This is a genomic window from Acidianus manzaensis (assembly GCF_002116695.1).
Taxonomy (GTDB): domain Archaea; phylum Thermoproteota; class Thermoprotei_A; order Sulfolobales; family Sulfolobaceae; genus Acidianus; species Acidianus manzaensis.
This window is the reverse complement of the sequence record NZ_CP020477.1, coordinates 2,048,790-2,072,860: the sequence shown is the minus strand read 5'-3', so window position 1 is coordinate 2,072,860 and position 24,071 is coordinate 2,048,790. Positions and strand designations below refer to the sequence as shown.

At 36.9% G+C, this 24,071-nt stretch carries 38 protein-coding genes, 1 tRNA gene and 2 pseudogenes; 12 read left to right on the top strand and 29 right to left on the bottom strand.

What is annotated here, in order from left to right; all coding sequences use genetic code 11:
• Positions 1–83 precede the first annotated feature (83 nt).
• The 3 genes from B6F84_RS10745 (at position 84) to B6F84_RS10735 (ending at position 2,810) form a co-directional block, all read left to right on the top strand.
• Positions 84–1,223, top strand: coding sequence for an extracellular solute-binding protein (locus tag B6F84_RS10745; RefSeq protein WP_148692233.1), 1,140 nt, complete (start codon positions 84–86; stop codon positions 1,221–1,223).
• Entirely contained in the window at positions 1,198–1,989 is a 792-nt protein-coding gene (locus tag B6F84_RS10740; protein ID WP_148692232.1) for an ABC transporter permease, read from the top strand. The genes B6F84_RS10745 and B6F84_RS10740 overlap by 26 nt, the downstream gene beginning before the upstream one ends.
• 71 nt (positions 1,990–2,060) lie before the next feature.
• Positions 2,061–2,810, top strand: coding sequence for an integrase (locus B6F84_RS10735; RefSeq protein WP_148692906.1), 750 nt, complete (start codon positions 2,061–2,063; stop codon positions 2,808–2,810).
• Positions 2,811–2,820: 10 nt separating this feature from the next.
• On the opposite strand, the gene B6F84_RS10730 is transcribed toward B6F84_RS10735, so the two are convergent.
• The 15 genes from B6F84_RS10730 to B6F84_RS14105 form a co-directional block, all read right to left on the bottom strand.
• Positions 2,821–3,459: a hypothetical protein gene (locus B6F84_RS10730; RefSeq protein WP_236749117.1), complete on the bottom strand. Its 639-nt coding sequence runs from the start codon at positions 3,457–3,459 to the stop codon at positions 2,821–2,823.
• 47 nt (positions 3,460–3,506) lie between these two features.
• Complete coding sequence (locus tag B6F84_RS10725) at positions 3,507–3,977, bottom strand: hypothetical protein (RefSeq protein ID WP_148692230.1); 471 nt, start codon at positions 3,975–3,977, stop codon at positions 3,507–3,509.
• Between the two features lie 82 nt (positions 3,978–4,059).
• A complete protein-coding gene (locus B6F84_RS10720; protein ID WP_148692229.1) occupies positions 4,060–4,869 on the bottom strand; it encodes a B277 family protein in 810 nt (269 codons plus the stop codon).
• Positions 4,862–5,146 (bottom strand): hypothetical protein, encoded by a 285-nt coding sequence (locus B6F84_RS10715; RefSeq protein WP_148692228.1) that lies wholly within the window; start codon positions 5,144–5,146, stop codon positions 4,862–4,864. The genes B6F84_RS10720 and B6F84_RS10715 overlap by 8 nt, the downstream gene beginning before the upstream one ends.
• A 9-nt stretch (positions 5,147–5,155) precedes the next feature.
• Complete coding sequence (locus B6F84_RS10710) at positions 5,156–5,407, bottom strand: DUF5493 family protein (protein WP_187152686.1); 252 nt, start codon at positions 5,405–5,407, stop codon at positions 5,156–5,158.
• Positions 5,408–5,438: 31 nt separating this feature from the next.
• Positions 5,439–5,600, bottom strand: a complete 162-nt coding sequence (locus B6F84_RS13920; RefSeq protein WP_187152685.1) for a hypothetical protein — start codon at positions 5,598–5,600, stop codon at positions 5,439–5,441.
• On the bottom strand, positions 5,597–5,821 hold the full coding sequence (locus B6F84_RS10705) for a capsid protein VP2 (RefSeq protein WP_148692226.1): 225 nt from the start codon (positions 5,819–5,821) through the stop codon (positions 5,597–5,599). The genes B6F84_RS13920 and B6F84_RS10705 overlap by 4 nt, the downstream gene beginning before the upstream one ends.
• Before the next feature lies 1 nt (position 5,822).
• Positions 5,823–6,113, bottom strand: a complete 291-nt coding sequence (locus B6F84_RS10700; protein WP_148692225.1) for a V1/V3 family capsid protein — start codon at positions 6,111–6,113, stop codon at positions 5,823–5,825.
• Positions 6,114–6,126: 13 nt separating this feature from the next.
• A complete protein-coding gene (locus B6F84_RS10695) occupies positions 6,127–6,390 on the bottom strand; it encodes a VP1/VP3 family protein (protein ID WP_148692224.1) in 264 nt (87 codons plus the stop codon).
• A complete protein-coding gene (locus tag B6F84_RS10690) occupies positions 6,347–6,679 on the bottom strand; it encodes a transcriptional regulator (protein WP_148692223.1) in 333 nt (110 codons plus the stop codon). Before B6F84_RS10690 ends, B6F84_RS10695 begins: the two co-directional genes overlap by 44 nt.
• A complete protein-coding gene (locus B6F84_RS10685; RefSeq protein ID WP_148692222.1) occupies positions 6,676–7,065 on the bottom strand; it encodes a C166 family protein in 390 nt (129 codons plus the stop codon). The genes B6F84_RS10690 and B6F84_RS10685 overlap by 4 nt, the downstream gene beginning before the upstream one ends.
• Positions 7,055–10,765, bottom strand: a complete 3,711-nt coding sequence (locus tag B6F84_RS10680) for an end-filament protein (RefSeq protein WP_148692221.1) — start codon at positions 10,763–10,765, stop codon at positions 7,055–7,057. The genes B6F84_RS10685 and B6F84_RS10680 overlap by 11 nt, the downstream gene beginning before the upstream one ends.
• Complete coding sequence (locus B6F84_RS10675; RefSeq protein WP_222703213.1) at positions 10,762–11,304, bottom strand: hypothetical protein; 543 nt, start codon at positions 11,302–11,304, stop codon at positions 10,762–10,764. The genes B6F84_RS10680 and B6F84_RS10675 overlap by 4 nt, the downstream gene beginning before the upstream one ends.
• A 125-nt stretch (positions 11,305–11,429) precedes the next feature.
• A complete protein-coding gene (locus B6F84_RS10670) occupies positions 11,430–11,729 on the bottom strand; it encodes a hypothetical protein (protein WP_148692219.1) in 300 nt (99 codons plus the stop codon).
• A gap of 43 nt (positions 11,730–11,772) precedes the next feature.
• Positions 11,773–12,078, bottom strand: a complete 306-nt coding sequence (locus tag B6F84_RS14105) for a hypothetical protein (protein WP_236748949.1) — start codon at positions 12,076–12,078, stop codon at positions 11,773–11,775.
• 563 nt (positions 12,079–12,641) lie between these two features.
• Between B6F84_RS14105 and B6F84_RS13915 the strand changes: the two genes are divergently transcribed.
• On the top strand, positions 12,642–12,800 hold the full coding sequence (locus B6F84_RS13915) for a hypothetical protein (protein WP_187152790.1): 159 nt from the start codon (positions 12,642–12,644) through the stop codon (positions 12,798–12,800).
• A 341-nt stretch (positions 12,801–13,141) separates the two neighbouring features.
• Here B6F84_RS13915 and B6F84_RS10655 read toward each other — a convergent pair whose 3' ends face one another.
• Positions 13,142–15,268, bottom strand: coding sequence for a hypothetical protein (locus B6F84_RS10655; protein WP_222703212.1), 2,127 nt, complete (start codon positions 15,266–15,268; stop codon positions 13,142–13,144).
• Between the two features lie 55 nt (positions 15,269–15,323).
• On the opposite strand from B6F84_RS10655, the gene B6F84_RS14010 reads away from it, so the two are divergent.
• On the top strand, positions 15,324–15,599 hold the full coding sequence (locus B6F84_RS14010) for a hypothetical protein (protein ID WP_222703211.1): 276 nt from the start codon (positions 15,324–15,326) through the stop codon (positions 15,597–15,599).
• 5 nt (positions 15,600–15,604) lie between these two features.
• Here B6F84_RS14010 and B6F84_RS10650 read toward each other — a convergent pair whose 3' ends face one another.
• The 8 genes and pseudogenes from B6F84_RS10650 to B6F84_RS10615 form a co-directional block, all read right to left on the bottom strand.
• Positions 15,605–15,988, bottom strand: a complete 384-nt coding sequence (locus B6F84_RS10650; RefSeq protein ID WP_148692215.1) for a C2H2-type zinc finger protein — start codon at positions 15,986–15,988, stop codon at positions 15,605–15,607.
• Entirely contained in the window at positions 15,981–16,190 is a 210-nt protein-coding gene (locus B6F84_RS14290) for a hypothetical protein (protein ID WP_148692214.1), read from the bottom strand. The genes B6F84_RS10650 and B6F84_RS14290 overlap by 8 nt, the downstream gene beginning before the upstream one ends.
• Positions 16,191–16,334: 144 nt before the next feature.
• Positions 16,335–16,472, bottom strand: a complete 138-nt coding sequence (locus B6F84_RS10640; RefSeq protein ID WP_476692195.1) for a ribbon-helix-helix domain-containing protein — start codon at positions 16,470–16,472, stop codon at positions 16,335–16,337.
• A 5-nt stretch (positions 16,473–16,477) separates the two neighbouring features.
• Positions 16,478–16,681 carry a ribbon-helix-helix domain-containing protein gene (locus tag B6F84_RS10635; RefSeq protein WP_148692168.1) on the bottom strand — a complete coding sequence of 68 codons (204 nt, stop codon included), beginning with the start codon at positions 16,679–16,681 and terminating at the stop codon, positions 16,478–16,480.
• A 6-nt stretch (positions 16,682–16,687) separates the two neighbouring features.
• Positions 16,688–16,816, bottom strand: a pseudogene (locus B6F84_RS10630) (ribbon-helix-helix protein, CopG family); the annotation flags it as partial.
• A gap of 11 nt (positions 16,817–16,827) precedes the next feature.
• Positions 16,828–17,043, bottom strand: coding sequence for a hypothetical protein (locus B6F84_RS10625; RefSeq protein WP_148692212.1), 216 nt, complete (start codon positions 17,041–17,043; stop codon positions 16,828–16,830).
• Positions 17,044–17,055: 12 nt separating this feature from the next.
• Positions 17,056–17,379: an STIV orfB116 family protein gene (locus B6F84_RS10620; RefSeq protein ID WP_148692211.1), complete on the bottom strand. Its 324-nt coding sequence runs from the start codon at positions 17,377–17,379 to the stop codon at positions 17,056–17,058.
• A gap of 180 nt (positions 17,380–17,559) precedes the next feature.
• On the bottom strand, positions 17,560–17,859 hold the full coding sequence (locus B6F84_RS10615; protein ID WP_148692210.1) for a hypothetical protein: 300 nt from the start codon (positions 17,857–17,859) through the stop codon (positions 17,560–17,562).
• Between the two features lie 111 nt (positions 17,860–17,970).
• Between B6F84_RS10615 and B6F84_RS10610 the strand changes: the two genes are divergently transcribed.
• Positions 17,971–18,138 (top strand): ribbon-helix-helix domain-containing protein, encoded by a 168-nt coding sequence (locus B6F84_RS10610; RefSeq protein ID WP_148692209.1) that lies wholly within the window; start codon positions 17,971–17,973, stop codon positions 18,136–18,138.
• Positions 18,139–18,529: 391 nt separating this feature from the next.
• On the opposite strand, the gene B6F84_RS13910 is transcribed toward B6F84_RS10610, so the two are convergent.
• The gene (locus B6F84_RS13910) at positions 18,530–18,679 is read right to left on the bottom strand and encodes a hypothetical protein (protein WP_187152684.1); all 150 of its coding nucleotides are present in this window, start codon (positions 18,677–18,679) and stop codon (positions 18,530–18,532) included.
• Between the two features lie 168 nt (positions 18,680–18,847).
• Here B6F84_RS13910 and B6F84_RS10605 point away from each other — a divergent pair, with 168 nt between their 5' ends.
• The 5 genes and pseudogenes from B6F84_RS10605 to B6F84_RS10580 all read left to right on the top strand — a co-directional run.
• Positions 18,848–19,099: a hypothetical protein gene (locus tag B6F84_RS10605; RefSeq protein ID WP_148692208.1), complete on the top strand. Its 252-nt coding sequence runs from the start codon at positions 18,848–18,850 to the stop codon at positions 19,097–19,099.
• The gene (locus B6F84_RS10600; RefSeq protein WP_148692207.1) at positions 19,099–19,560 is read left to right on the top strand and encodes a hypothetical protein; all 462 of its coding nucleotides are present in this window, start codon (positions 19,099–19,101) and stop codon (positions 19,558–19,560) included. Before B6F84_RS10605 ends, B6F84_RS10600 begins: the two co-directional genes overlap by 1 nt.
• A 2-nt stretch (positions 19,561–19,562) precedes the next feature.
• Entirely contained in the window at positions 19,563–19,745 is a 183-nt protein-coding gene (locus B6F84_RS10595; protein ID WP_148692206.1) for a protein D-63, read from the top strand.
• A gap of 97 nt (positions 19,746–19,842) precedes the next feature.
• The gene (locus tag B6F84_RS10590) at positions 19,843–20,331 is read left to right on the top strand and encodes a nuclease (protein ID WP_236748948.1); all 489 of its coding nucleotides are present in this window, start codon (positions 19,843–19,845) and stop codon (positions 20,329–20,331) included.
• A 241-nt stretch (positions 20,332–20,572) separates the two neighbouring features.
• Positions 20,573–20,731 (top strand): annotated as a pseudogene (locus B6F84_RS10580) (putative integrase); the annotation flags it as partial.
• Positions 20,732–20,759: 28 nt separating this feature from the next.
• Here B6F84_RS10580 and B6F84_RS10575 read toward each other — a convergent pair.
• Positions 20,760–20,856, bottom strand: a tRNA-Pro gene (locus tag B6F84_RS10575).
• A 621-nt stretch (positions 20,857–21,477) separates the two neighbouring features.
• Here B6F84_RS10575 and B6F84_RS10570 point away from each other — a divergent pair.
• Entirely contained in the window at positions 21,478–21,681 is a 204-nt protein-coding gene (locus B6F84_RS10570) for a hypothetical protein (protein ID WP_148692905.1), read from the top strand.
• On the opposite strand, the gene B6F84_RS10565 is transcribed toward B6F84_RS10570, so the two are convergent.
• From B6F84_RS10565 to thpR, 3 genes are read right to left on the bottom strand one after another with little or no spacing between them, the layout of a single operon-like run.
• Positions 21,668–22,267: a serine/threonine protein kinase gene (locus B6F84_RS10565; protein ID WP_148692203.1), complete on the bottom strand. Its 600-nt coding sequence runs from the start codon at positions 22,265–22,267 to the stop codon at positions 21,668–21,670. The two genes, B6F84_RS10570 and B6F84_RS10565, sit on opposite strands and share 14 nt — an antisense overlap.
• On the bottom strand, positions 22,255–23,496 hold the full coding sequence (cca, locus tag B6F84_RS10560; RefSeq protein ID WP_148692904.1) for a CCA tRNA nucleotidyltransferase: 1,242 nt from the start codon (positions 23,494–23,496) through the stop codon (positions 22,255–22,257). Before cca ends, B6F84_RS10565 begins: the two co-directional genes overlap by 13 nt.
• Positions 23,492–24,043, bottom strand: coding sequence for an RNA 2',3'-cyclic phosphodiesterase (gene thpR, locus B6F84_RS10555; protein WP_148692202.1), 552 nt, complete (start codon positions 24,041–24,043; stop codon positions 23,492–23,494). The genes cca and thpR overlap by 5 nt, the downstream gene beginning before the upstream one ends.
• Positions 24,044–24,071: the final 28 nt, after the last annotated feature.

Below are 24,071 nucleotides of genomic sequence, written 5' to 3'. Positions count from 1 at the left end.
TAACTTTATTAACTAATAATTCTACTGTATCAAATGTATTTAAAGATAAATATTTATATCATGAAATATTACTCTATACACATATGAGAAATCGTAAAGGTATAACTAAAATCCAAGGAATAATAATAGCAGTTATTGTTATAATAGCTATAGTAGGTATAGCTTTAGTAGTAATTCCTAAACCAACGAAAGTAACTCCTACTACAACAACTATTACTTCAACTACAACAACTTCTATAACTCCTCCACCAACCACTTCCGGAATACTTACTATTTATGTAGCTGGCGCATATAAGGCAATTTTTAATCAGTTAGCTTCTCAGTTCAAAAACTCTACTGGTATTACAGTGAAAGTAGTACCGGGTGGTTCGTTCTCATTAGCCTCTGAGATAGCTACTACAGCAGAGCCTCCACAGTTATTCGTTCCAGTTGCTTATATTCAAGCAGTAGAGTTACAGCAATCTAGAGATGCAGGCTGGGCAATAGCATTTCTATCTGATCATATGTCAATAGTTTATAGCAACTATACTACACAAAATCCATATTGGGGAGAATTATATTCTAACTATACTATGGCAATGAAAACTAATTCTACTACTTATTGGAATAATTTCTTTACTCTACTATCCGAACATTTTAGTCTAGGCATATCTTATCCATCTAGCGATCCAGAAGGTTTATACGCGTATTTGATATTGAAAATGGCTGGCAAATTATATTCACCAACTCATAGTGAGAGTTACTATATATCCATAGCTAATTCTTCTCACAATATTGAAGGAGCATCTACAACTGCTGATTTTGTGGCACCATTAGAGGCTGGAAGATTAGACTTCGTATTTTCGTATGAGTCTTATGCAATTTCGCAACACTTTGAGTATCTAACGTTGCCACCTTGGTTAAGTTTTGGTTACTATGCTAATGAAACAGCATGGGATAGTGAGTTTACATGTCCTATAACTGTTAATGGTCAATCATTAGATATTCATGGTAATCCAGTATATCTATATATAACAGTTCCTCAAGGAGCATCCGATGCTACAGAAGCTTATGAGTTCATTAGTTTCTTACTTTCCCACCATTCGGAATTATCTCAATTTGGCGTGACACCACTATATCCTGCATTGTTATTCTATCAAAATAAGTCTGATGTTCCTTCTCAAATACTTAATTTAGTGAATGAGGGAGAACTAACATATGCAGGTAACTTTTCGGCAATTTAATCTTCTAAAGATATTATCTTTTTTGTTTCCTTTAATTCTAATTATTCCTTTACTATATATTCTATTTTATGGATATGGCCCATTCTATGTTAAGAGTATTGCATTTAGTAAAATAGTAATTTCGTCAATAGAGTTAAGTATATTTTCCGCCTCTGTTGCAATAGGTATAATCATATTATTATTCTCACCTTTAGCTTATTATTTAGCAAGGCATAGAAATCCTGTTTTAGAGACATTTGTAGATATACCAGCTTCTGTGCCACATCCTTTAGTCGGGATAGCACTAGTATTTATGGATAGTCCATTAACTCCATTTGGTAAGTTCCTTCTATCACATGGAATTAATTTCTATTATACTTATCTAGGAATAATTTACGCATTGATTATCGTTTCCTCTCCAATATATATTAGATCAATGCAAAATTATTATGAAGGAATACCTAAAAGCTATGAAGAATTTGCAAAAGGTTTGGGAGCATCAGAAACAAGAATTTTCTTTAGAATAATGTTACCATTATCTGTTAAAGGTATAATATCTGCAGGTTTGACATCAATAGCTAGATCAATTAGCGAATTTGGTTCAATATTCATTATAGCTCCTTATGTTACAGGATGGATATTTAATGGTGATTGTGTTGCATCAGTTTATATTTACAACGAGTATCAGTCATATTTTGATGCTTCAATAACTGCAGCTGCTACACTTCTAGTTTTTTCGTTTGCGTTAATAATAGCAGTAAGAATTGCAAATTATTTCTTAAAATAGTGGGGCTGCCGGGATTTGAACCCGGGACCACCAGCGATCTAGAAGAATCTTTAGAACGCCGTAAGCTTACGTTGGTTGCCAATTTACGCCAATATGCGACAGACGGCAACATTAAGGCTTTCTATGAATTTTTGCTCAACGAAAGAAAAGTAAATGAAGAGACTGCTAAAAAGTATGTTTTGGCGATAAATAAACCTTATCGTGAGACTACAGTATCCCAAAAGGCCTATAGACTATTTGCTAAATTCTTGGCATCACGCGGTATAATTTCTGAAGAATTTGCGGAAAAGATATTGAAGATTGTTAAAGTGAAAAGGACTAACGCAGATTTGCATATCCCTACACTTGATGAAATTAAAAAAACATTAGAGTTAGCTAAGGGTTATAGCGAGAACGTCTACTTTATCTACCGTTTAGCTTTAGAAAGCGGTGCTAGATTAAGCGAAATCCTAAAGGTGTTGAGAGAACCGGAAAAGGACATATGTGAAAACGGTATATGCTATTATCCGTTGAACTGGACTAGAGGATATAAGGGTTCTTTCTATGTCTTTCATATTATGCCTTTGAAGAAAGTAGAGGCAACAGAATGGGCAGTGAATAGCTTTGAAAAGAAATACAAGGAATCGGTAAATATCAAATATTTTAGAAAATTTGTCGCCACAAAAATGGCGGAGTTAGGCATACCGTTGGATATCATAGACTTTATTCAGGGCAGAAAACCCACCAGAATCCTAACACAACACTATGTCAGCTTATTCGGAATAGCAAAAGAACAGTATAGGAAGTATGCGGAGTGGCTAAAAGAACAGACACTGAGATAACCCCCGTTATCTACCCTAAATTTTCGTTACTTGGCCGATCAATTTGGCTAAGTGAAAGCTTTATCTGCGCTAATAGATCTAATTCTTTCTCTTTTCTCTTCTTCAAATATTCATTGTAGAAGTTGTTAGGAAGCTCTACTTTGAAATAATCCAATGCTTTATAAGTGGATTTTGTTGTAAAATCACCTTTTGTATTTCTTGCGAATCCCTTTTCATATAATTGTGCTATAGCAATTTTCTTTTTCTTATTATTCCACACTATCTTTATCTGATACCATCCCTTTTCTCTCAAGAAATAGGCTAGATCATCTGGTGCCGGTGTTGTGAAAATTACCGCCGATACCCTACTCCTTATTAATGCGTAATATGAGTAGAAGGCTTTCATATAGTCCTTATACCAGTAGTATTTGCTAAGCCAAATTGATGCGTCATCAAAGATAATATATGGTATCCGTTCATCTCTTTCCGTGATTTCCTCGATGAAAGTCAGGGCGTCAGGCAATTCGAAGAAGTACTTTACGTATTGCCATGCCTCGTCCTTCGTCTCTAGGTTATGAAGTGCGAATTCCACATCTCTCGCTACCTTGAACGCATAAGTAGTCTTCCCGGTCCCCTGAGGGCCGAATATCACTGCGCTGACAAAGCCCATAGACTTGTATGCTTCCACAATTTTCTGCGCTAGCCATAATAGTTCTGTCATTCTTCATCACTTTCCAGATCTGAGTCTTTGCTTCCATGTAATAATTGTTTGAATAAGCTCTTATTTACATTCTCATGAACTTGGCCTGAGCTGACGCGCAGAACTCTTAATATATCTCTACGCCCTCTTCCACCTTTGCTAACAAGATAATACCTTAGCTTATTTGCATACTCCGCAAGTTCTGTTACCGGCTCCTCGCCGAAGTATTGGGGAAGCTGAGCAAATTCGAACGCAGTTAATATTAGTCCGATCTGGCCTCCGCTAAGGTAAAACATAGTGTCCTTAGGCTCTACCAGTTCGGAAATTGCTCTATTTGTGACCGTATAGGGGTTCTCTATTTCTTGTAATTCCTCATCTTCGTTACTTTCATCACTTTCATCTAATTGGGCTTCTAATTCCTCTATCTTTTTTCTAAGTTCTTCATTTTCCTTTTTCAATAATTCCAAGTCATTGTTTGATTTTTTCATTTTCTCACCCTCTTTAGTAATTCCTCAACTTCCTTCCATTTAGGCCAAAGAATTTGTTCTTCCTTTTGTTCTTCTTCCTTTTTCATGAAGAACCACCTTTAGTTGAAGTTGGGAAAGGACTAACAGAATGTGTAGTCGTCGTATTTGTTACATGCTGCGCCAGCAAATGAGATAGATTTGCATTGGCTATACCGAAACCTACTCCTAGCCCTATCCCTATTCCCGCGATTATTCCAATTATCAACATCATCATGTCCGGTCCACTCCCTACTCTCGCTAACGCCTCAAAGAATTTTGTCTTTATAATAGAATGTATTATTTGCGGTGCGTTAATATTCTTAAGTGTAAGTTGCCTTATCTTATCATCCACACTAACATTTAGTGTATAAGGATAATCCGGGAGTGTGAAGTGCACGGCAACAAATTTCTTCCCTACGATCCTTTTACGCTCAAGAAGTAACGGTTCCCCATTAAGCACCCATACTTTTCTAAGTTTCTTCACTTCTAGCATTAAATAACCTTGATTCTCTACTAGCTTCGCTTTCCTCAAAAATAAGAGCTGCAGCCCATCCCTAGACTCCTGCAGCATTGCGACGTAATGCTCTGCGCTGAAAAGTCTGCTATTGATCCACTTCTTTGTTATTTTTATATTTACGTCTACTTTCTCTTTCTTTAGCTTCTTCTTCTTATTAGATAATTCTTTTTTAAGTTCCTCAAACTGCGCTAACTTTATTTCAAATTCGCGTTTCTCATAAAGTTTATATAGTTTTTTCAGATCTTTTCCATCTGTTATCTGCTTTTGCGCTTCTGCGTATTTTTGTTTAAGCTCTTCTAAAGTTTTTGCTTTCTTTAATTCTTCTTCCCATGCTGAAAGAAGTTTTCCATCACTCATTCTTGCTCACCATCAGTTTCATCCCGAAGAAGAATAGAAGCGAGTCTATCAGCAATCCCTCTAAATATTCCCAATAGCTCTGATAATTCCCTAAGTGCGCCACCACCAGAACGAGCGCACTTGATATAACGATAATAGCGCCATCTCTGCGGTTCAAGTATGATTTCTCTTTCCAGCCTTTTGACTTTCTTCTGACTAAATACATAATGATAAAAATTGTATCGATAATAGCTCCAGCCTCTACATACGTTTTGGGGATAGGTTCGGTTAAGAACATTGTATCGCCTCATATTCTTTCCTCCTTAACCCAGTTGAAGAAAAATGCGAAGTTCATAAGGCCAAAAGCTAAGGGCAGTAAGGCTAAATAGAAAGTTGAAGCGCTAAAAGTGATATCGGTCATGTTCTGTGCGAAGACTAGAAAGCCTACAGTCCCCATTACGAATCCAAGCAAGTTCACTAAATAGTTTCTTACAATTAAACCTAACAAAGGTATCAGAATAGAGAGAATATAGATTGTGTCACCTAATGCACTCATCAAAAGAAAAAAGAATTATGCCTTTAAAAAGGGCCTACTTTGATTTTTTCTTCAATTTTTTTAGCTTTTCTCTCAGTTTCTTTATGTCCTCCCTTTCTTCCCTTATCAATCTTCTAAAAAGTTTTATGTCATGTTGATACTTCTTGATTATGTGCTTTTTTGCTTCTATTCTTCTTTTTATCTCGCTTTCCTTCATTTCCTCATCCTCTTCAGCCTTTTTGCGAGATATAATGCGCTCAGCAAACTTCTTTTACGCTCTTCGCTTATCTTTGAACGTTTAACATGGCGGATAGCCATATCCAAGTACTTTATTTTGATATCCCCATCTTTTGCAAAAGCCTTCTTTCCGTATAACCTTTCCAGATATCTGTGTACTCTGCCCTTATGCTTTATTGCCTTTTGAATCCACCTTTTCATGTTACTCCCCCTTGTACATTTTATATATCAAAATGGCTGGAACGCCTATTATGATCAAAATATAGAAGATTGGCACTAACGATATCAATACAGTGTTGTTGCTTCCTACGTAATACGGGTTCGGTACAAACGATGATGTCGTTTCAGTCACTGTGCCAGAGACTGTAGTATATGTTGTGTAAGTTCCAGGGTTTGTCAGATTACCTATAAATGATACTATTGGCGATAATAATACAATTCCAATGATAACGAATAGAAATAAAAAAATGATTTCCTTTATGTTAGCTTCCATTCCTTACCCCTCCTTACTCCTTGTACATACGGTAAGCAATTACTGCTGGGACGATAATCAATACTAAGATATAGAAGAGGGGCACTAAGTTTAGCAACGTTGCATCTGTGCCGGTGACTTGTGGTGATGTTCCGCCTGTGAGTGTAGTTACCTCGCTCGTTATTACTGGTAGCAATACTACTCCTACGAGTATGAAGATAAAGAGGCCTATTAGCAACCCTACGTTTACGCCTTCACCCTTTCTTAGCTTTGGTCTTGACAAGAGTACTAGACTCATCAAATTCAGGTTTTCCGTTTAGGTTTTTAAATCCCCCAAGTTCTGAATTCAGATTCTGAATTTCTCTGCTGTTTGTTTTAATTTTTGCGTATAGCGTTCTTCCTTGTTTGTACAGCTCTATATATCCTTCTTTATTTAATATATGCAAATGCCGAAACACTGTAGCATATGAGAGTAAGAGAGTGTGTGAAATGAGTGATGCACTTAGCACGTAATTCTCTGCGATTAGCTGCAGTATTTTTTTGCGTAATACCTTTGCCCTTATCTCATTAGCATTATATTCGTTCATCCCTCTGTCCCCCTTATCAGTGTTACAAGTTCCCAAATTAGAACAAAGTTAAGGACTACTGCGAAAATTAATAGAAACGGCCCGACAGTCGGCACAGATGATAGAAGCGCTAAACTCGTCGTAAAGATATTAAAAATGAAGACTACGACTGCGAAAATCGTAGTTACAATCCAGATAAGCCAGTCGACAAAGTAGAATAATGGCCAAAGCCATTCCCAAGTGATACTGCCTACAGATAAGTTCCATGTAATGTTAGCCTGAGCTTGCGCCTGCTGCACAGTAGGGGGATTAGCGATACTAGGCGGCTGAATTCCCGCAAAACTCATCATTAGCAGCGCTAATATGATATCGAAGATAATCACGTTTACTATTAATTTAGCTCCCATCTTCACCACCTCCCCTTATCGAATAAAAGAGCATAAATAAGGATACTGCGCCTACCAGGAATAAAGTATACATAGGCCATAGTGCAAGGGCATATATAATCACTGTAGCTGTTAAGCTGCTCAGCAATGTAATTATCTTGTTTCTTGTGAATAGGTACATCAGGCCGACTGTAATGAAATATATTATAAATCCTAATATTTCTTGGAATTGTTTCGGAATATTAAAGCTATTTAATAGCGAACTTGAACATGTCGTTGAGCTTGTAGATGTGTTTATCCCTGTGTTTATTGATGTTTGGTTTGTTGGGTTCGGCACTATAATTATTTCGTTTATTCCTGCATGCGGAGTAAATATTATCTGCAGAATCTGATGGTTGGCCCCGTAGTTCGTATAGTTGCCGTTTACGATTATATTGAAATTCGTTGTAGTCGTTAGGAGTAGCAATTGAACCTGGTCATTACCGTAAGCGTAAAGGAATATCTTTAACGCTGTGCCGTTCCATGTCTGATTCATTATATAATCTTCTTGCGGTAATGAAGCCCAAAATAGGTCCAGGTTCGGGGCTCCCCATGTGTCTACATAATCCTGTGTGGCGACATCGCCCCATGGCTGCGTCTCGCTATTCATCTGTAAGCCACTGCCATAGCGGGCTACATAGTAGATATAGCTGCTAGGATAGTCATATGCGCTTCTCTGCCATACCCTGCTAATGGCTAGACTTGCTAATGTGTTATTGCCTATCGCGTCAGCGAACTCGCTTACTAATTCTGCTTTATAGGTATAGTAATCAGTATCTACTGCACTGTAGTTGGCATAGACCCATAGCCTATAGGTTACGGGAGGATTTGAAACGCCTAATATACCATAAGTCGGAGTTGGTACTTCGCCGTAGTGAATCGCTTGCTCTATCAGTTCTGCACGCTGTAAGTAAGTTGGGTTATGTGTTGCATAGTATAATGCAACAAGTGCCTGGCCCGCCATTGCCGATACATCCAAGAAGTATGGCTGTGGATACACATGCACTCCAGGGTTTGGATTAGTGATTTCTGGAATTGTGAATAAGCCATAGAAGGGGTTCAACCAACTGAGAGGAATAGTAACATTAGATGGTCCATTTGTACTATCTACGAGAACATAAACTGTTTGCGGTGCTGTGATATGCCAACCTACAACAATCGTAGAACTTGGCGGGGCATTAACTGTCGTCAAAACTGGTACTGTGATCTTAATAGGATAGAACGGCGGTGAGCCTGAGGATCCGCCGGCAGGTATGGGTACATTAGTGACTGTTGCGGATCCTATTGTCTGCAGTATATTTCCATCATATGCTATTTGCACAGTAATAGAAATGTTAGCTGTTGTTGCTGTTCCGCCTCCATTCATAAACAAATATGTGGTAAATGTCCCGCTAACGTTAAGGCTATTAGTGTAGGTGAAAGGCAATTTACCGGTTCCATTAGTAATGAGGCTGATTCCATACGACGTATTAAGCGGGATATCTTCGAAGAAATTCAGCCCTATCGAACTACCTGATATTACCGTACCTACGTCCATGCCAGATGTTTCGTTTATTATATATCCGTAGGAATCGAAGCCGTTTACCGTTGTGACTGCAGGGTCCTTATGGTACCACATCGGTATGTATACATATGCATACTTGCTATCGTTTTGGTATTGTAAAAGCCAATTACCTAACGTAGTGTATGCGTTAGAATATTGACTATTATGCGTTATATTATATAGTAATATTGTTGCCATAATAAACCTGGCTAAAGATGAAGTATAAGTTAATCCCCCTACACTCTGAAGCTGATCATAGTATGCGGTCCACGCTTGTTCCGCCATGCTTAATGCTTGTGTATTTCCGTACTCGCCTAGTAGCGCCAAAGCATAGATGATCTCGCCCTCATAATAATTCTCGCCCCAGTCCGCTGTCCACCAATATGATGAAATCGATGAAGGATTATAGCAGGTGAAATTTGAAGGAAATAGATCGTTTACTATTGTATTCGGCGAAACCAAGTAATCTACGCTAGGCATTAAGAAGAAGCCGAATATCCCATCATTTCCGTTATTTTCGTATGCCACCTGCACCCACTGGAAATAGCCCGGTAAGGTCGTATAGCTACCAAAGTACAATGTGTTACGGACCTCAACTGGATCCCCCATATATGCTGCATAACTTAAAGTATCCACATAAGGATTTGTTGAGCCAGCCATCGGGAACATAAATAGTAATTGAAAAGCTCCGATCCAGTTCGGCGCATATTTGGTAGACAATAGGAACCATTTGCCGAAATTGCAGCCGAGATAGGTCCAGCTAATGTTATTCGCATTCTGATAGTTCTTCAAAATCCCGCTAGGAGTTCCTAATACTGTATATCCAGTTCCTATAGTTGCCAGTCCGTTATAACCCAAATAAATCCATGAGCCGTTAACCGGTGCTGAAGCCAGTACTTCTATAGCATCACTCTGACCTAAAATATATGCAATCCAAAACGTCGCATCAAGAGAGTCGCTAGTCCATGATTCGTTGAATATGACATAACTCCCTTTATTAGTAACGGTAAAAGAAGGTCCGTAGGTCGTAGGATAATTCGTTGCAACATCTGCGACGTATACGCCAGTATTTCCTGTTTGATTAGCTTCAGCTCCAGGAATCGCCAAACCTATTCCTATCAGTAAAGGAACAGAAGATAGGTCGCCCAGATTCCAATATTTAGGCCAAACTGAAGATGGGACAGTTACCGTAACCATATTCCATTGACCATTAGCGGGGAAGTAAACGGGCATATCTGTCTGTACGAACGTTCCCGAAGCATTTTCCCAGATGAATAATACATATACTCTATTGATTGAAGATGATTGCAAAATCAAAGTTAAATTGAACGGAATAAAATCCCCTAGATAATTATACTGTCCTAATATTCCATCTTTATTATAGTATGCTAGGCCATGTGGAAGGACATTTATTATAGGGAAATTATATTGCAGTTGCTCCGACGGCGAGCCGTAGAAATCCGGTCCTGTTAGGTTCAGGTAAGTTTTTGCGCTATTAACAATGCTTACAACCGAATCGTTAGTAAGTGTGAATGGTGAAACAGATTCCCATGGGGGGTTTTGCCCTTTGAGACCTCCAAAACCTCCATCTACTATTGGATTTTCCATTCCTTGTTCCATGTCTACTAAAATACCATTCGGATACTGAATGACGTTCCCATAAGGATACACTATCGCTAATGAAGGATTGTAGTAGCTTCTTATACTAAATGTATTATCGATAGGATTGCCTACGATATCGTAAAATCCATTAGTATATCCGCTTAAACTACCAATTGTTATCGGTTGAACTGGATTAAGTGGATATTCAAATCTCTTTATAAATAGTCCGTTGACGTCGCCCTGGCTGATGAAGTTCAGAATATCATTTATATATGGATTACTATACGATTGCCACCATGGCGCTACGCTTTCTAAAAACTTAGCGTTATCGTCTATCCAAAAACTATTATTAACGCTAGGCGCCTCATGAAAAGCATAGGTCCCCGTCGGGCTCTTACTCCAAAGAGTATGAATTTCTGCGTTTGCTGCGTCCTCTACATAAAGAGGGGGTAAAGAAGAAGCATTAACTATGCTAAAACCAGATACTATTTCCAATACTATTAATATTAATAATATAGGTAATAGACTCTTTTTCATTCTTCATCACCACCTCCCAATTGACGCGTAAGAATTCTTGCGCCGAGTATTGCGACAATAAAAACGAAAATATAAATAATATAAAAAGGAATAAGCCCAAAATACGCGCTTAAGAAAACTCCTATCACGCCGAATACCGCCAGCCCACCTGCACCCATGAACTTATATCCAATACCCATAAGGGCCAGCATAATGAGCGCTCCGACAATCCAATTAACCCACCCGGGCAAAGCAAAACTAAAACCTTGGCTATTATTTAGCGTTATTGATGTAGTCGTTGTACTTGTATTCGTAGTTTGTGGAAATATTTGGATTACACTATAATTGACATTCACCCATACGATATCAATGTATTCTATTTGAGAATTTATTACCGGGACCCTAGCGTATCCTGTCCCATTCTGATTTGTATAGCCCTCCGCTACCTCTGTTAGGTTATTAACTGAGTTACCCACAAAAATAGCATACGGCTGAGGGGTTCCATTTACTGGCGAAAATTGAAATTCAAGATAAAAATATGTACCCGCTTGCGGACTCACAGGGGGAGTAGAAATTATGTTAATGCTAGAAGCTAAGCTAATTATAGCTAACATAGGGATTGCTAACAAGAGTAGAGCTAACTTCCTCATTAAGGAGGAAAAAAGAGTGTGACTTTAAAAAGGGCTTACTTCTTTAACAACCTAATTGCTGAATAAATGACTCCAACAATACCAACGGCTAGTGGTATTGGCCATAGTGTAGCATACCATGGTGGCGGGATTATATGTGGAGTGACTATATACGGGAGTTGATGGGTTGTATTTTGAATTATAATGCCTGGGGTACCCGGATTAACATACGGCACGCCAGCCTTAGTTATTATCTTGGGGTATACTATAGTAGGCTTATCTATTGCAAATAGATAACCTCCTAATACTATTAACACGACAGAAACCATAGAAAGCAGAACAATTGACTTTTTCATATTTAAGAAAAAAGAAAATATCTTTTTAAGTTTTTTCATAACTCTACTGCTTTATGATCTCGTAAAGGAATAGAGGTGTTTCTTTGTAACTGAGTTGAATTGTCCCAAAAATTTGCGCACTGCTACTTGATGTATAGGCATTTGCTGAATAACTGTTACCATTATAAGTCCACTCGAATGCATAAACATACTCCTCGTATGATGTTTCGACAATTGTGCTTGGGATAGGCGTGTTTAATGCATATTCAAACGTATATACTTCTACTGATGTAGCTGGGCTACCGATTACGTTAAATTGAATATTGCTAAAAGTCTCGTTTGGCAATGGATAATGTAATAACGGAACCACCTGACCGTTCGGAAGAATGGTAGTCTGAGGAGTTGCAGGGTCTTCGCCAATTACTAGAGCGCTATAAGGTACGAAGTTTTCGGTTACTGTCACAGTTTTGCTAAATCCGTTAGAATCGTAAAACTGTGCGGTGAATTGACCGTCACTGAAAGATAAGCAAACGTTAAGTGTAGTACCGGCGAACTCACTAAAGGGGTACGTTAAAAGTAAGAATGACTGGTAGATTTTGGTACCATTCACATATACCACAAACAGTTGTACATAATTACCACTTGTATTGGCGATAAAACTTATACCAGCTTGTACAAAAACTTGGCTTGAATTAAAACTAGCCGAATATGGTGAAAGAGCCACCCATACTGCATAACCATTATTATTGTCACCGTCTTGGATATTAAAATATGTTGGTAGATTTGATGGAATCGTTATCGTTATCCCAACATAACCAACCGGCTGGGCTTGCCCATTATTAATGAAGCTGAATGCGTAGCCTTGGAAATTAGTAAGATTGATTGTACCTTCGTTTACAATCGGTATTGGCGTTGATGGCGGTATTGGTACGTATGCGCTTACCGGTATTACTAACGTTAGTAGAGCTAGAGATAGGGTTAAGAAGGCTAAGGCTAGAAGGGACTTCCTCATGTTGGAAAAGAGGAAGAATTATGACTTTAAAAAGGGCTTACTTCTTTAACAATCTTACTACTGAAGTAAAAGAAAAATGACTTTATAAGGGCCTAAGTGGAACTGGCCCCGATAAGGAAAAGTGCTTCAAGAGCTAAGAGTACTAAGCCTATAAAGAAGTTCAGCAATGGAACTATAAGAGAAAAATAATATTTCTTTCTCAGCAAGTAAAGAGAGAGTAAGAAAGCATAAAGAGAAGCACTGAAATCTGTGTAAATTAGAGTAGAGAACCCGGGATAGAAAATCTTCTCATAAAAAGCAATAAATAGCCCTATATCCAGACCCCATGATAAGAAAAAAATTCCCACATAACTTAATACCCTAAACCATAAATGTTCAGATAGACTCATAAAAATAGATAATAAAAAAGAGATTTAATCTTTTATGGAATTAGGTATGCATTATACGGGCTTAAGCTTGTGCTTAATGGTATACCATAATAATAATATAAGAACATCGCTAAAGCTTGTACGGATACTATCGTTGTTTCTGCATTGGCTATAATGATGCCCGGCCATTCTACTTCTTCAGGTAATCCTCCTGAGATCGGACCACCATATTGTCCCCATGCTTGTTCAACCGTTGAAATTACAGAAGGTCTAGAAGAAGCAAAAACAGGATCATTAGTAAAGCCAGTTTCAAAACCTCCAATATTCGTTGGTGCTAATATATATGTGTTTTGCCCGTTTATGTCCGCGTATCCTTTTCCTTGCCACTGTGTCTGCATTAGAATGTTTACGAATGGCAAAACTTCGGACCAACTAATATATCCATTGTCAGCTAATTTCGAACCGAGTGCGGCAGCTAATGCGTATCTCAATGTATCGTTTGCATTCTCAGACATTATTTTGTATAATTTACCATTAGCGTATATCCCAATATCATAATATAATCCGTGGTTTTGCTGATAGAAGTTATATATGTCATTAAATGCACTTACTGCGTCAGACCATTGCCCAGTATCTGTATAATATAGTCCTTCCTCTTCGTAAGCCAATGGATCATAGTATCCAGCGCCAAAGCCTATTGAATATGTCGAGTTCAATTCATATATTGTAAAGTTCAGTATTTCTGCCCATATTTGCCCACCATCTTGCTGATTTATCACTACTACCCCACTTTTGTAAGGATATGCATATGGGAAGAATAAGTTAAATGTATCGTCCTTATACGTAGGCCAATTATTGTTTATTGCATCATAGAAATTAATCCCCATATCTGGTTGCCATGCATAACCGAATAATGCTGCGTAATAACTTGTCGGTTGATTTCCATTTTTGCCCCATACACCTACGGCGCTCTGTATATCATAAACTGTATCATAGAAAAATGAATGGAATGGCGCTAACGCGCTACTTTCCTCTGTCATCATGTCCATCATTTCTTGGACATGCCTTATTGTTATTCTGAAACTGTGGAAGTATTCATCAGGATATTGAGGTAATGCTATAGAGTTTGCAAAACCGTATTCCGGAGCATCAGGTGAAGGTGATGTAGGATAGAAATATTGACCAGACCATGTATATTCCCACGCTGTATTATTTATTTGGTTCATCACAAATCCTGAAGCTAAATAAGGTTGAACATCTTCCACATAATCGGCTGTGGAATTAACGTTAACTATAACTTGAACAGACCATACACCCGGCGAAGGATTAGCATAATTCACAACTTCATTAGCCGTAAAGATATTTATCTTATAATAGTAAATATAACCTGTCCTAGAATTGACTACCTCGTCACCATACGTATATGCATCATATGAAATAGAAACTTTTGTAGCAGTCTCGGAAACCAGACTAGCAGAAATTCCCGGGATGAAACTCTCAGGAACCGGAGTAACTACATATTCGCCTGTATGCTCTGGTGTGCCGTAAACAGGTGAACCGAAATAAGAAGGACTATTGACAGGAGCACCGGGCACGAAATACGCATTAGAACCATTAGTGTAAGTAACCAAAAATGATACTGAAGGGGAGGCATATTCTGGAACATAACCATGACCATTAATATTCTCACCCATGTTAAGCAGATAGTCCAAGCCCATACTTATCTCGTTTTGAACTGTTGCTATCTGCAAGTTATTATAATATCCCGATTGCAACAATAAGAAGCCTGCGTATGCGCCACCCGTTGAAGCATGTATTTCAACCTCAGAAGTCGAGAAAGTTGGCGGTACAGATGCAGTTGCATTAGCCACTAGCTGATTGCCAATGTAATAAGCCACCCATATATTGTTGCTCTCTACGCCTACTTCTAATGTAAACGACTGCCATGTTTCAGGCACTGCGCTTACTTGCTGCCATAAAGCCAAACCCTGAGAAGTGTAGATGAATAAAGCTGGACCGCTATAGCCATTGAAAGTTCCGGAGTAAAACTCTATGCCTATCATTGTGCCACCGTTCGATGACACAAAACCTGGCCATGCGCCGCCTCCGAAGTTAACAGGTGATGAAGGACCTAAGACTAAAGCGATTTCATCAGCAGGAGGACTTGAAGCATTTACCATTACTGCCTGAATTGTATAAATGCCCTCTCTGGCTGATATTGAGCTGTTTAGTATTATGTATCCGCTTTGCCCTGTCGTCTGCGTTAGCAGATATCCTGCAGTAAGACCTATAGGTCCGTTAATTAAATTATCATATTCTGCAGAGCCTCCCTCAGATGAAACACCGCCAGAATTAAGCCAGAAGTTGAATATCGTTTCCGAACCATTTACCGCTGCAGCCATTGTGTTTGTTATATTTAAAAATCCTTGTAGACCTAATAAAAGGAAAGATAGAACGATTAGGGATAGATATTTCCTCATGTTGAAAAAGAAGAAAAATTATGACTTTTAAAATGGCTAAGATATGCAGATATTATGCTTTTTGCAAATGTGGTCCAGTAAAGCCTCGGTCGACGTAAAATGCTTTTTGCAGATTTTGCATTCCTTCTCATGTTCCTGATAGCGGATATGCTGCTTTAATGCAAATAGACTACTAAAAGGTATCAAACAAAGAGGGCAGACATACGGACTGATTGTTTTTGAAATCAGTAGTTTGTAGATATAACCGGCTTCTTGTACTAATTCGGGGTTGTATATGATCGACTTAACAACCAACCTAATCATTTGTTTTGTTTCTCTGTCAAGTTGATGGTACCGTAACCATTCGTCTTCCGAAAGATGAAATGTTAAATGTTTAGGAGTATTCTTATTCTCATGTTTTTTGACATGAGATTCAACCATATTTATTCGCCCACCTCACTCTCAATCTAATTCTGATATCATCTAAAGCAGGCACTCCTAGTGGATGTCCGCATCTCGGACACTTTCCACCAAGTAATGATATTATTTCTGATGGCATTCGCACGCCGTAAAAGTCCTGCCCTACTCTCTCAAATCTGTATAGTTCGTAGCCACAGTTCTTACAGATGTATCTTACCGGCATTGTTATTCACCTTCTTCAACGAGAACGGCGAAATGTAGAACTCAATTTCATCATCATGAATGTGAATTTGATGCACTCTCTGCAAATGCAGCTTAATGAGCTTCTTACGTTTGAAAATCTTCCCACACCTAAGACATTGATAGATCATAGTTCACTCGCCTCCTTTAATAGATAGTCGCGAATCGCTTGTCTAATGATATCGCTTCTTGTCAATCCTTGTTGTAACGCTAATTTGTCAATCCTTTCAAGATCATTGGAAGATATCATGAATGTCACCCTCATCATCCTCATAGCATCCCCTCCCTCTTTAGAAATTCGTAAATAGCTTTCCGAATAAGGTCGGACTTTGTCATCCCCAGTTGTTTCGCAATCTGATCGATTGCCTTCAATTCCTCTTCCGTTATCTTAAATGAAATAGTTTCCTGTTCTTTAAATGGAATCAGCTCATACTCAGTATCAGACAGCTTTCTAACTCTGAATAAGCTTTCCATCTATTTCACCTCACCCTTAACGAGGTCTTCTATTGCCTTCCTTATTACGTCCGTCCTGGTCATTCTGTGATTCATCGCATACCTATCTAACAGCTCTAACAAATCTAGATCTGCTCTAAAAGATACAACTTTCATTAGAGATCACCTCATGGCCAGACATTGAAAGTTATCAAATAATCAAGAATCTCATCTAACCATTCTTCTATATCATTCCATATTACTAATATCTCTGCACGCACTTCCACGGCTTTTTTATATAATTCTTTGAGCTTTTGGTCGTCTTTTTCTATATCCATCTGCCTTAAAATTTCTATGTATTCTTTCATTAGTGAATCTAGTTCGTCAAGTTTTTCTGAAATCATTCCTTATCACCCTCACATCACTTGGGCATAATAGAAGGCAGTTATTTGTTTCATCTCTTCCTTGCTCAATACCTTTCCTTCTTCAATTCTTTTTGTTAAAGAGACTATGAAGAGTTGGTCATTTTCCTTTAGTTTTATCTCAATTCTATTTTTCGTAAATGTTGTCCCGCAGAGTTCGTTAATGAATTGCACCGTCGCTTCATGACCGATAGCGTTGATGATGTTCCCTGCTTTAACTTCCTCGCAGAATTGCTCGCTATCAATTCTTTTTATTAATAGAACAGCGTCGTTACTAGATATCATCGAAGGCGAAAACCCATTAGCTAGGTATCTCATTGTTTCACCTCACCGCAAGCAAACTTAACGAGTTCTACGATTTCGTTAGCGTAAATTGCAGCTCTTGCGCTGTCGTCTGACCTTATAGCATCTTCAAAACGCTGCAATAGCGCAGCAACTCTTTCTGGAACATTTTCTGCCTGAATCATTTGCTTCTTTCCGAAGAACATTCTCTCACCCTCACATGATAAACGAAAGCAAGTTTGCTATATGCAGCAGAATTTCCTTCTTTATTGCGTCCCTGCTTTCGTCAAACTCTGTTAATAGCATCGCCTTGTATAGTTTCCTTATCTTAGCTAACTCATCATCAAAGATCGGATTCTCTGTTACCTTATCTTGTATGACCTCATCTGGCCCTACATTAATTCTTGCATGGACCATTTTTACGTGTGGTAAATCTTCAAGATGTGTTCTAGTTATTGAAAAAAAGAAATCCGTTATAACTTCAATTTTTTCTTTTTGTTCTTGTGGGGCTTCCATTTCTTTCGCCTCTATCTATACTCTATCTATATGTGATATTTAAATTTTACTCTATCTATACTCTATCTATCTTGAATCATTCATTTATATTATATAATATAGATAACTCACATGCCCCGAAAAGCCATAAAAAAGGAATATGTGACGGTTTCCATTCCCCTTGAACTCGCAAAGAAAATAGACGAATTAATAGAAAGCGGGAAAGGCGGATATGTAAGCAGACAAGAGTTCGTTGCGGACGCTATTCGACGAAGAATTGAAGAGCTTCTCAAAAGCTGATTCTATCTATACTCTCTCTATCTCTCTATATATGCACAAAAAACTATACCCCCCACCCCCCCCCCATAATAAAAGTGCAAATCTGAAGATCGTGCTTTTTGTTCTCTCTATACTCTATCTCTCTCTATATATATAATCACTAACACTAACTAACAAAAAAATGATAAGATAAATAGGGTGTTAACACTGTGTTAACACCTTTTTTTATTTAATGTGTTTTTGCTTTTAGTTGTTAGTAAATGTATAGAGAGAGATAGAGAGAGTATAGAGAGAGTTCAAAGAGCGCTATCTTCAGATATTTGCGCTTTTCTAGAAAGTAGTTAAGTGGGGGGGGGGGGGGGGTTATTCCCCCGGGTTTGTGTATATAGAGAGAGATAGAGTATAGAGATAGTCAAAAAAGATCATTGATCGTTTCTACGAATGCGAGCTTTCTTACTCTTTCTTTCAATTCTTCTATTATTTTTTTGCAACTATTGAAGTCTTTGCACTCTTTATCAATATATTCTAGTAAAATGAGTAATTCGGATTTTGCGCAACCCATGGCCTCACCCAATTTTAAAGGGGAAAGATAAACCGGGGACACTCAGCTGATAATTTTGTATATAGAGAGAGATAGATAGAGTATAGATAGAGCAAGTTTTAAATAGTAATATATAGATAAAGTATAGATAGAGGTGAGAAAACGAACGCATTCGATCGGGCTAAAATAATGTTTAATGTCCTAAAGAAAAAAGGCCAAATCTCACTAGAAGATATAGTTCTTCAGTTTGAAATTTCGCCGGCCACCGCGTATAATGTCCAGCGCGCGTTAAGGGCAATCTGCGAACAACACTTGGAAGAATGCGAAGTCGTAGAGAAGGGAAGAAGGACCTTATTTATCTATAGGAAGAATGAAGAAGAAGAGCAGAAAGAACAAGAAGAAATACAGAAGATTCTCAGTGCAAAGCCTGAGGGAAGCTAATGGTCGATGGTACGCTTTTAGAAAAAATCTTGAAAAAACAAAAGACAAAAGTGCTAGGGCTTAGGCTACCAGTTTCTGCTATCCTTTTGTATGAATTGTTGGATAAAGATGAGGTCAGCGAACTTAAGCAAGTCATAATGTCTTACATAGTCTCTAAAGCTGCAGCCAAAGGAGTTGAAATTCCAGAGGAAATTAAGACCTCAGTTAAAGCTGAATTTTCAAAGACCACAGATGGGGGTAACATAATATTCAATATTAATGTAACGGAACAAGAAACTAATAACGCAAACACAAAAATAGACGTATCCACGCTATTAGAGAAAATTAATGAACTAGAGGTTTTTCTATTACAGATTCAGAAATACAATTTCGACGCTAGAGAAAACGCTTACAAAATACCTCCTGCCCGTTTAAAGGATTTCGAAGAGAAGATCAAAGGCCTTAAAGATCTGGTGAACTGAAAATGGCTGAAACTTCAGAGAAAGAACTATTTGAAGAATTAGATGAGGACGTTCGCGATTTGCTGTCACTTATACATAATATTAAAATAAGTAAAATAGTGGGGAATGACACAAGCGAACAACTAGATAAGGCCCTATTCCTAAGCCAAAAAATTCAGGCTAATCTATATCAGCTGAGGGACTGAAATGGCCGAAAATTTTGCTTCTGAAATGAAAAACAAATATGCCAAACTGTGGACCCTAACGAACATCAGAGAAGACATCGCTAGGAAATGGCTGCAGATGTTGTTAGGCCTATCTTCTGAGGATATTCAGATTAACGGTATAGGCGTATTGTCCGCGGAAAAAGTAGATGAAACATGGGAAGGTGACCCATTTAAGAAGTTTGATTTTTTTATACCAAAATTTCACCTATACCTAGACGTCACTGGGACATCTTTTACCAAATCTGAAAGTATAAAGAGATCTCATAGGCTCAACTTGAAGGGTGCTATAATAGCGATATTGGGTGTAAAAGTAAGTGTAGGTGAAATCTTAGAGAGTAAGGGATTCAAAACGGCATTTATGAATGTGGCGGATAATGAAGGGGAAATAAGATTTATGCCGTTTACTAGGCTTAAAGCTTTAGAGAAGAATAAAAGAGCTTTCTTAGCTGAACCTACAGAATTAGAATATGCAAAAGGGGAAAGGAGTTATGTTATAACAAGGTGGTCCGATTGGCTGAAGCCAGCAGAATTCAAGAGATGGCTCTTTGTAAACACAAAACCCTAACTAGGTGCGGGCCGGGCCCAAAGCCCTACTACCCGCACCCCCCGCTCAAAGCGGGTAAAGTACATCTAATATTTAGATTAAAAAGAACTGATATTTATTTCTTTAGTAATACCATTTTTTTAGTATTACTGCCGAGGAATCTTTGCCGTCTTCTTTCAGTTCTACGTTTTTTGACGGCAAAATTTTACGAGTTGCCAATGCTTATAAACGCCTTTTGGCAACCATAATACGGAGTGTGAAAATGACGAGAGATAAGACGCGTTATAAATTCGGCGATTATATTTTGCGTGAAAGAAAAGGGCGGTATTATGTCTATAAATTGGAAACGATAAACGGTGAGACGAAGGAAACTTACGTCGGACCTTTAATTGACGTTGTTGAAACATATCTAAAGTTGAAAGAAAATGGGGTGTGGGGTATCCCCACAATGGGGCTGCCGGGATTTGAACCCGGGACCACCAGCGATCTGGTGGTTAGGGAATTATCCCCAGGCTGGCATCCTAGTCCTGGCTAGACTACAGCCCCTACTGAAATGTATGATATATGCCAATGAATAAAAAACTTTTGCATAAATTACTAATAAAAGATAGATGGATACAACTAAACTTGAGCTCTTTTAATTTACAATCTAATTTAAATGTACTTTAATAAACTTTGATATTCCTTACTAGTTCTTAGATGTGATATAAGTAGAAATTAATATTTGATGTCTGACTGTGATAAAATATTGTTAAATTGTGTAATCATTCTTCAGAAATAATAATTTATAAATTATTGACTTCAAGTTTAAGAAAGCTAACGTCTATAACTTAATATAATAAAAATACTAATATTGCATACGACGAAAGATCATCCTTAATTAAATAAATTTAATTATATTTAAGTAATTAAATTAGTAAATATTCATTTCAGCAATCTTTAATACTTCTTGAAAGTCTAGCTAATAATATAGACATAAAAACGTCTTTATTCTATATATTCTTTCATCATATAAAAACTAATTGCCTAATAATACTAGGGAGAGAGATGCCTGAAAGTATTCTATATTTCATTCAATACAACATAATACTAGCATAATACTATGAGGTTATACAAACAGCTTAATATAAATCGGCTCAATGATTAGTGTTTTGTTAGGTGTTTAAAATTCCTGTAAAATATACTTGTAAAAATTGTGGAAGCGAACTTTATAAATTTGAAAAAGTAGGACAAGATTTTTATGGTGTTAGAACACCATCTGAAATAAAGTCAATTTATGGAGGAAAATGTCCTAGATGCGGTCACGAATTACAAGTACCATCTTTAGCAGAAATAAAGATAACGTTAAAGAAAAGAGCTATTTCTGGTTGATTAAGTTAAGAATTTCTTCGAAGTCTAGTAATCGCTTGATGTATTTTATTGCTAATTCATTATATCCAAATGCTGAAAGTATTTTATTTACGTTATGTGGATTTTCTTTGAAGGAAGCTGAATCATAATCTATAATATAAGACCTTTTAGTATTAACTATTACATTTTTCCATGGTCTCGATATTTCTTTATGTTCTATTTTGAGTTCTTCAAGATATTTAGCTCTTCTAACTAGGTCTACTAGATATTTAATATCATTTTTAGTTAAATTTCTACCATCATGTATAAATTCCATTATTATGAAGTTTTTTCCATAAGAATAAACTTTGGGAGCTGTAGGATATGCTGTTTCCTGAAATTTAGCTTCAAGTTCTAAACTTTCTTTAGGAGAATCACTTCTTCGTATTTTAATTACTTTATTGTAATCTAATAGTGCTACTACCCCAGTCTTTCCTTTTCCAATAACTTTAACATTATTTAGTACTGTGTTCCCATAAGAAATCAGTTCAGTTATGCCATTCTCTTTAAGTTCCCTTTCTATATTTTCATCATAGTTTGGATAAATAAAATGCCTTATTTCAACCAACTTGGTGTTTTTACTAAAAACTGTTTTAGACAATTCTCTTCTGGCTCCTTATCCAACCAATATTGCTCTATACTATAATTATATTTTATACTTATATTGTTTTTAATTACATCTTCTATATTTCCGTTCTTTCTCTCTTTTATGGAATATAGCCTACCATCTTCCCCTATCCATATATTTTCGTTCTTTTTAATGAACCCATCAACATCCATGTAAAATAATGGACCTCTATTTATGTAGTACTTTCCTATATTTCTAGATTCTAACTGAGTCGCTATTATAACCTTATCAGAATTACCATAAGCTTGTATATCTATTATCTTATACCCAGTATTCTCTAAAGAATTTCTAATTTTTTCTATACTTTTATATATCTGACCCCATAGTAAATCTTCTACTACTTTATCTTTTAATCTTATTATTGTAATTAGTATATCTCCTTTTATTTTTCCATTTTCAGGATTTTTAGGAAAGAAAAAATCAATTGAAGGTCTCTCCAAAAAGTACTTTGAGGCTATAGAAAATTCTGCAAGTCTTTTAAGAGATACTGCAGCAGCAGCATTCCTTCTAGGATCAACTGGATCTACAATAATTAGTGGGCACTGAAAATTTCTCTGTGGTTTCACTAGTTCTATCTTAACTGGTGGTTTCCATTTTGAAGCATTTTTTAATGTATTAACAAAGGATCCATAATAGGTTATTAACAGTTCAGTAATATATCCTGAGAATCCTTTAATTTTTATTTCAGCTCCATATACTCCTATTCCTTTCATAAATCTTTTTAGTAATCTAACATCGTCTTTTTGCTTTTCAGTAAGGTGAGAATTAATGAATTCTGTATGAAATGGCGTTCTATCAACTGCAGTAATAGGCTCTTCTCCTTTATTTATTTTTATTGCTGGAACTACGTCTATTTCTATTCCATCTAGATTTACGATAATATATGGATGTTCTGCATAAGCAATTGTGATATCTAAACCTTTTAGCTTCTCTAAAAGTAATTTAACAGCTTCATTCTCTACATATTTCTTTCCTAAACTTTTAGGGAAAAATACGAAAATATCTACGTCTGTATCTCCTTTTAACCATGTTCCTTTTCTGAATGAGCCATGAATTTGTACATCTAATCCATTTAATTTTTCTAATACTTGTTCTATTTTTTTATAGATGTATTCTTTATCTTCTTCACTAGGTTTTATTTTATTTAGTACTTCATTGAGAATATCAATCAATTGCGCTCACACCTAATAATTCATCATATATTGGGCCTTTAGGAGTTAACGTGCTTTTGAATAATATTACTTTATCTACTATAAAATCTCCAAAACTCTCATTGGTGTTACTATTTATTAAGTCTATTAAATTAGCTAAATTAGACGGTCCTCTAACTCTTCCTAAAGTTATATGAGGTACGAAGTCTTTATCATCTGCAGGTCTTATTTTCCTATTGCCTAACTCTCTAATTAGAATATTTCTAATATTTCTTAACTCTGTAAATCCTTCAGCTATTCCTACCCATACGACTCTTGGTCTAGAAAGGTTTGGAAATGCTCCCATTCCTCTTAGTATAATCTTAAATTTTTTGAATTTTAGAATTTGCATTGCATCTTTTATAAGGTCTATTTTTTCATTTTCAACTTCTCCTAAGAAGGCTAAAGTTATGTGAATGTTTTCTGGTTCTACTAGTTTTATGTCTGCACCAGTCATTTTTAGTTTAGTTAGTATATCAGATATTTGTTGTAATTGAGGAATTTCAATTGCAATAAATAACCTCATACTTTTAAACCACTATGAAGAAGAAATT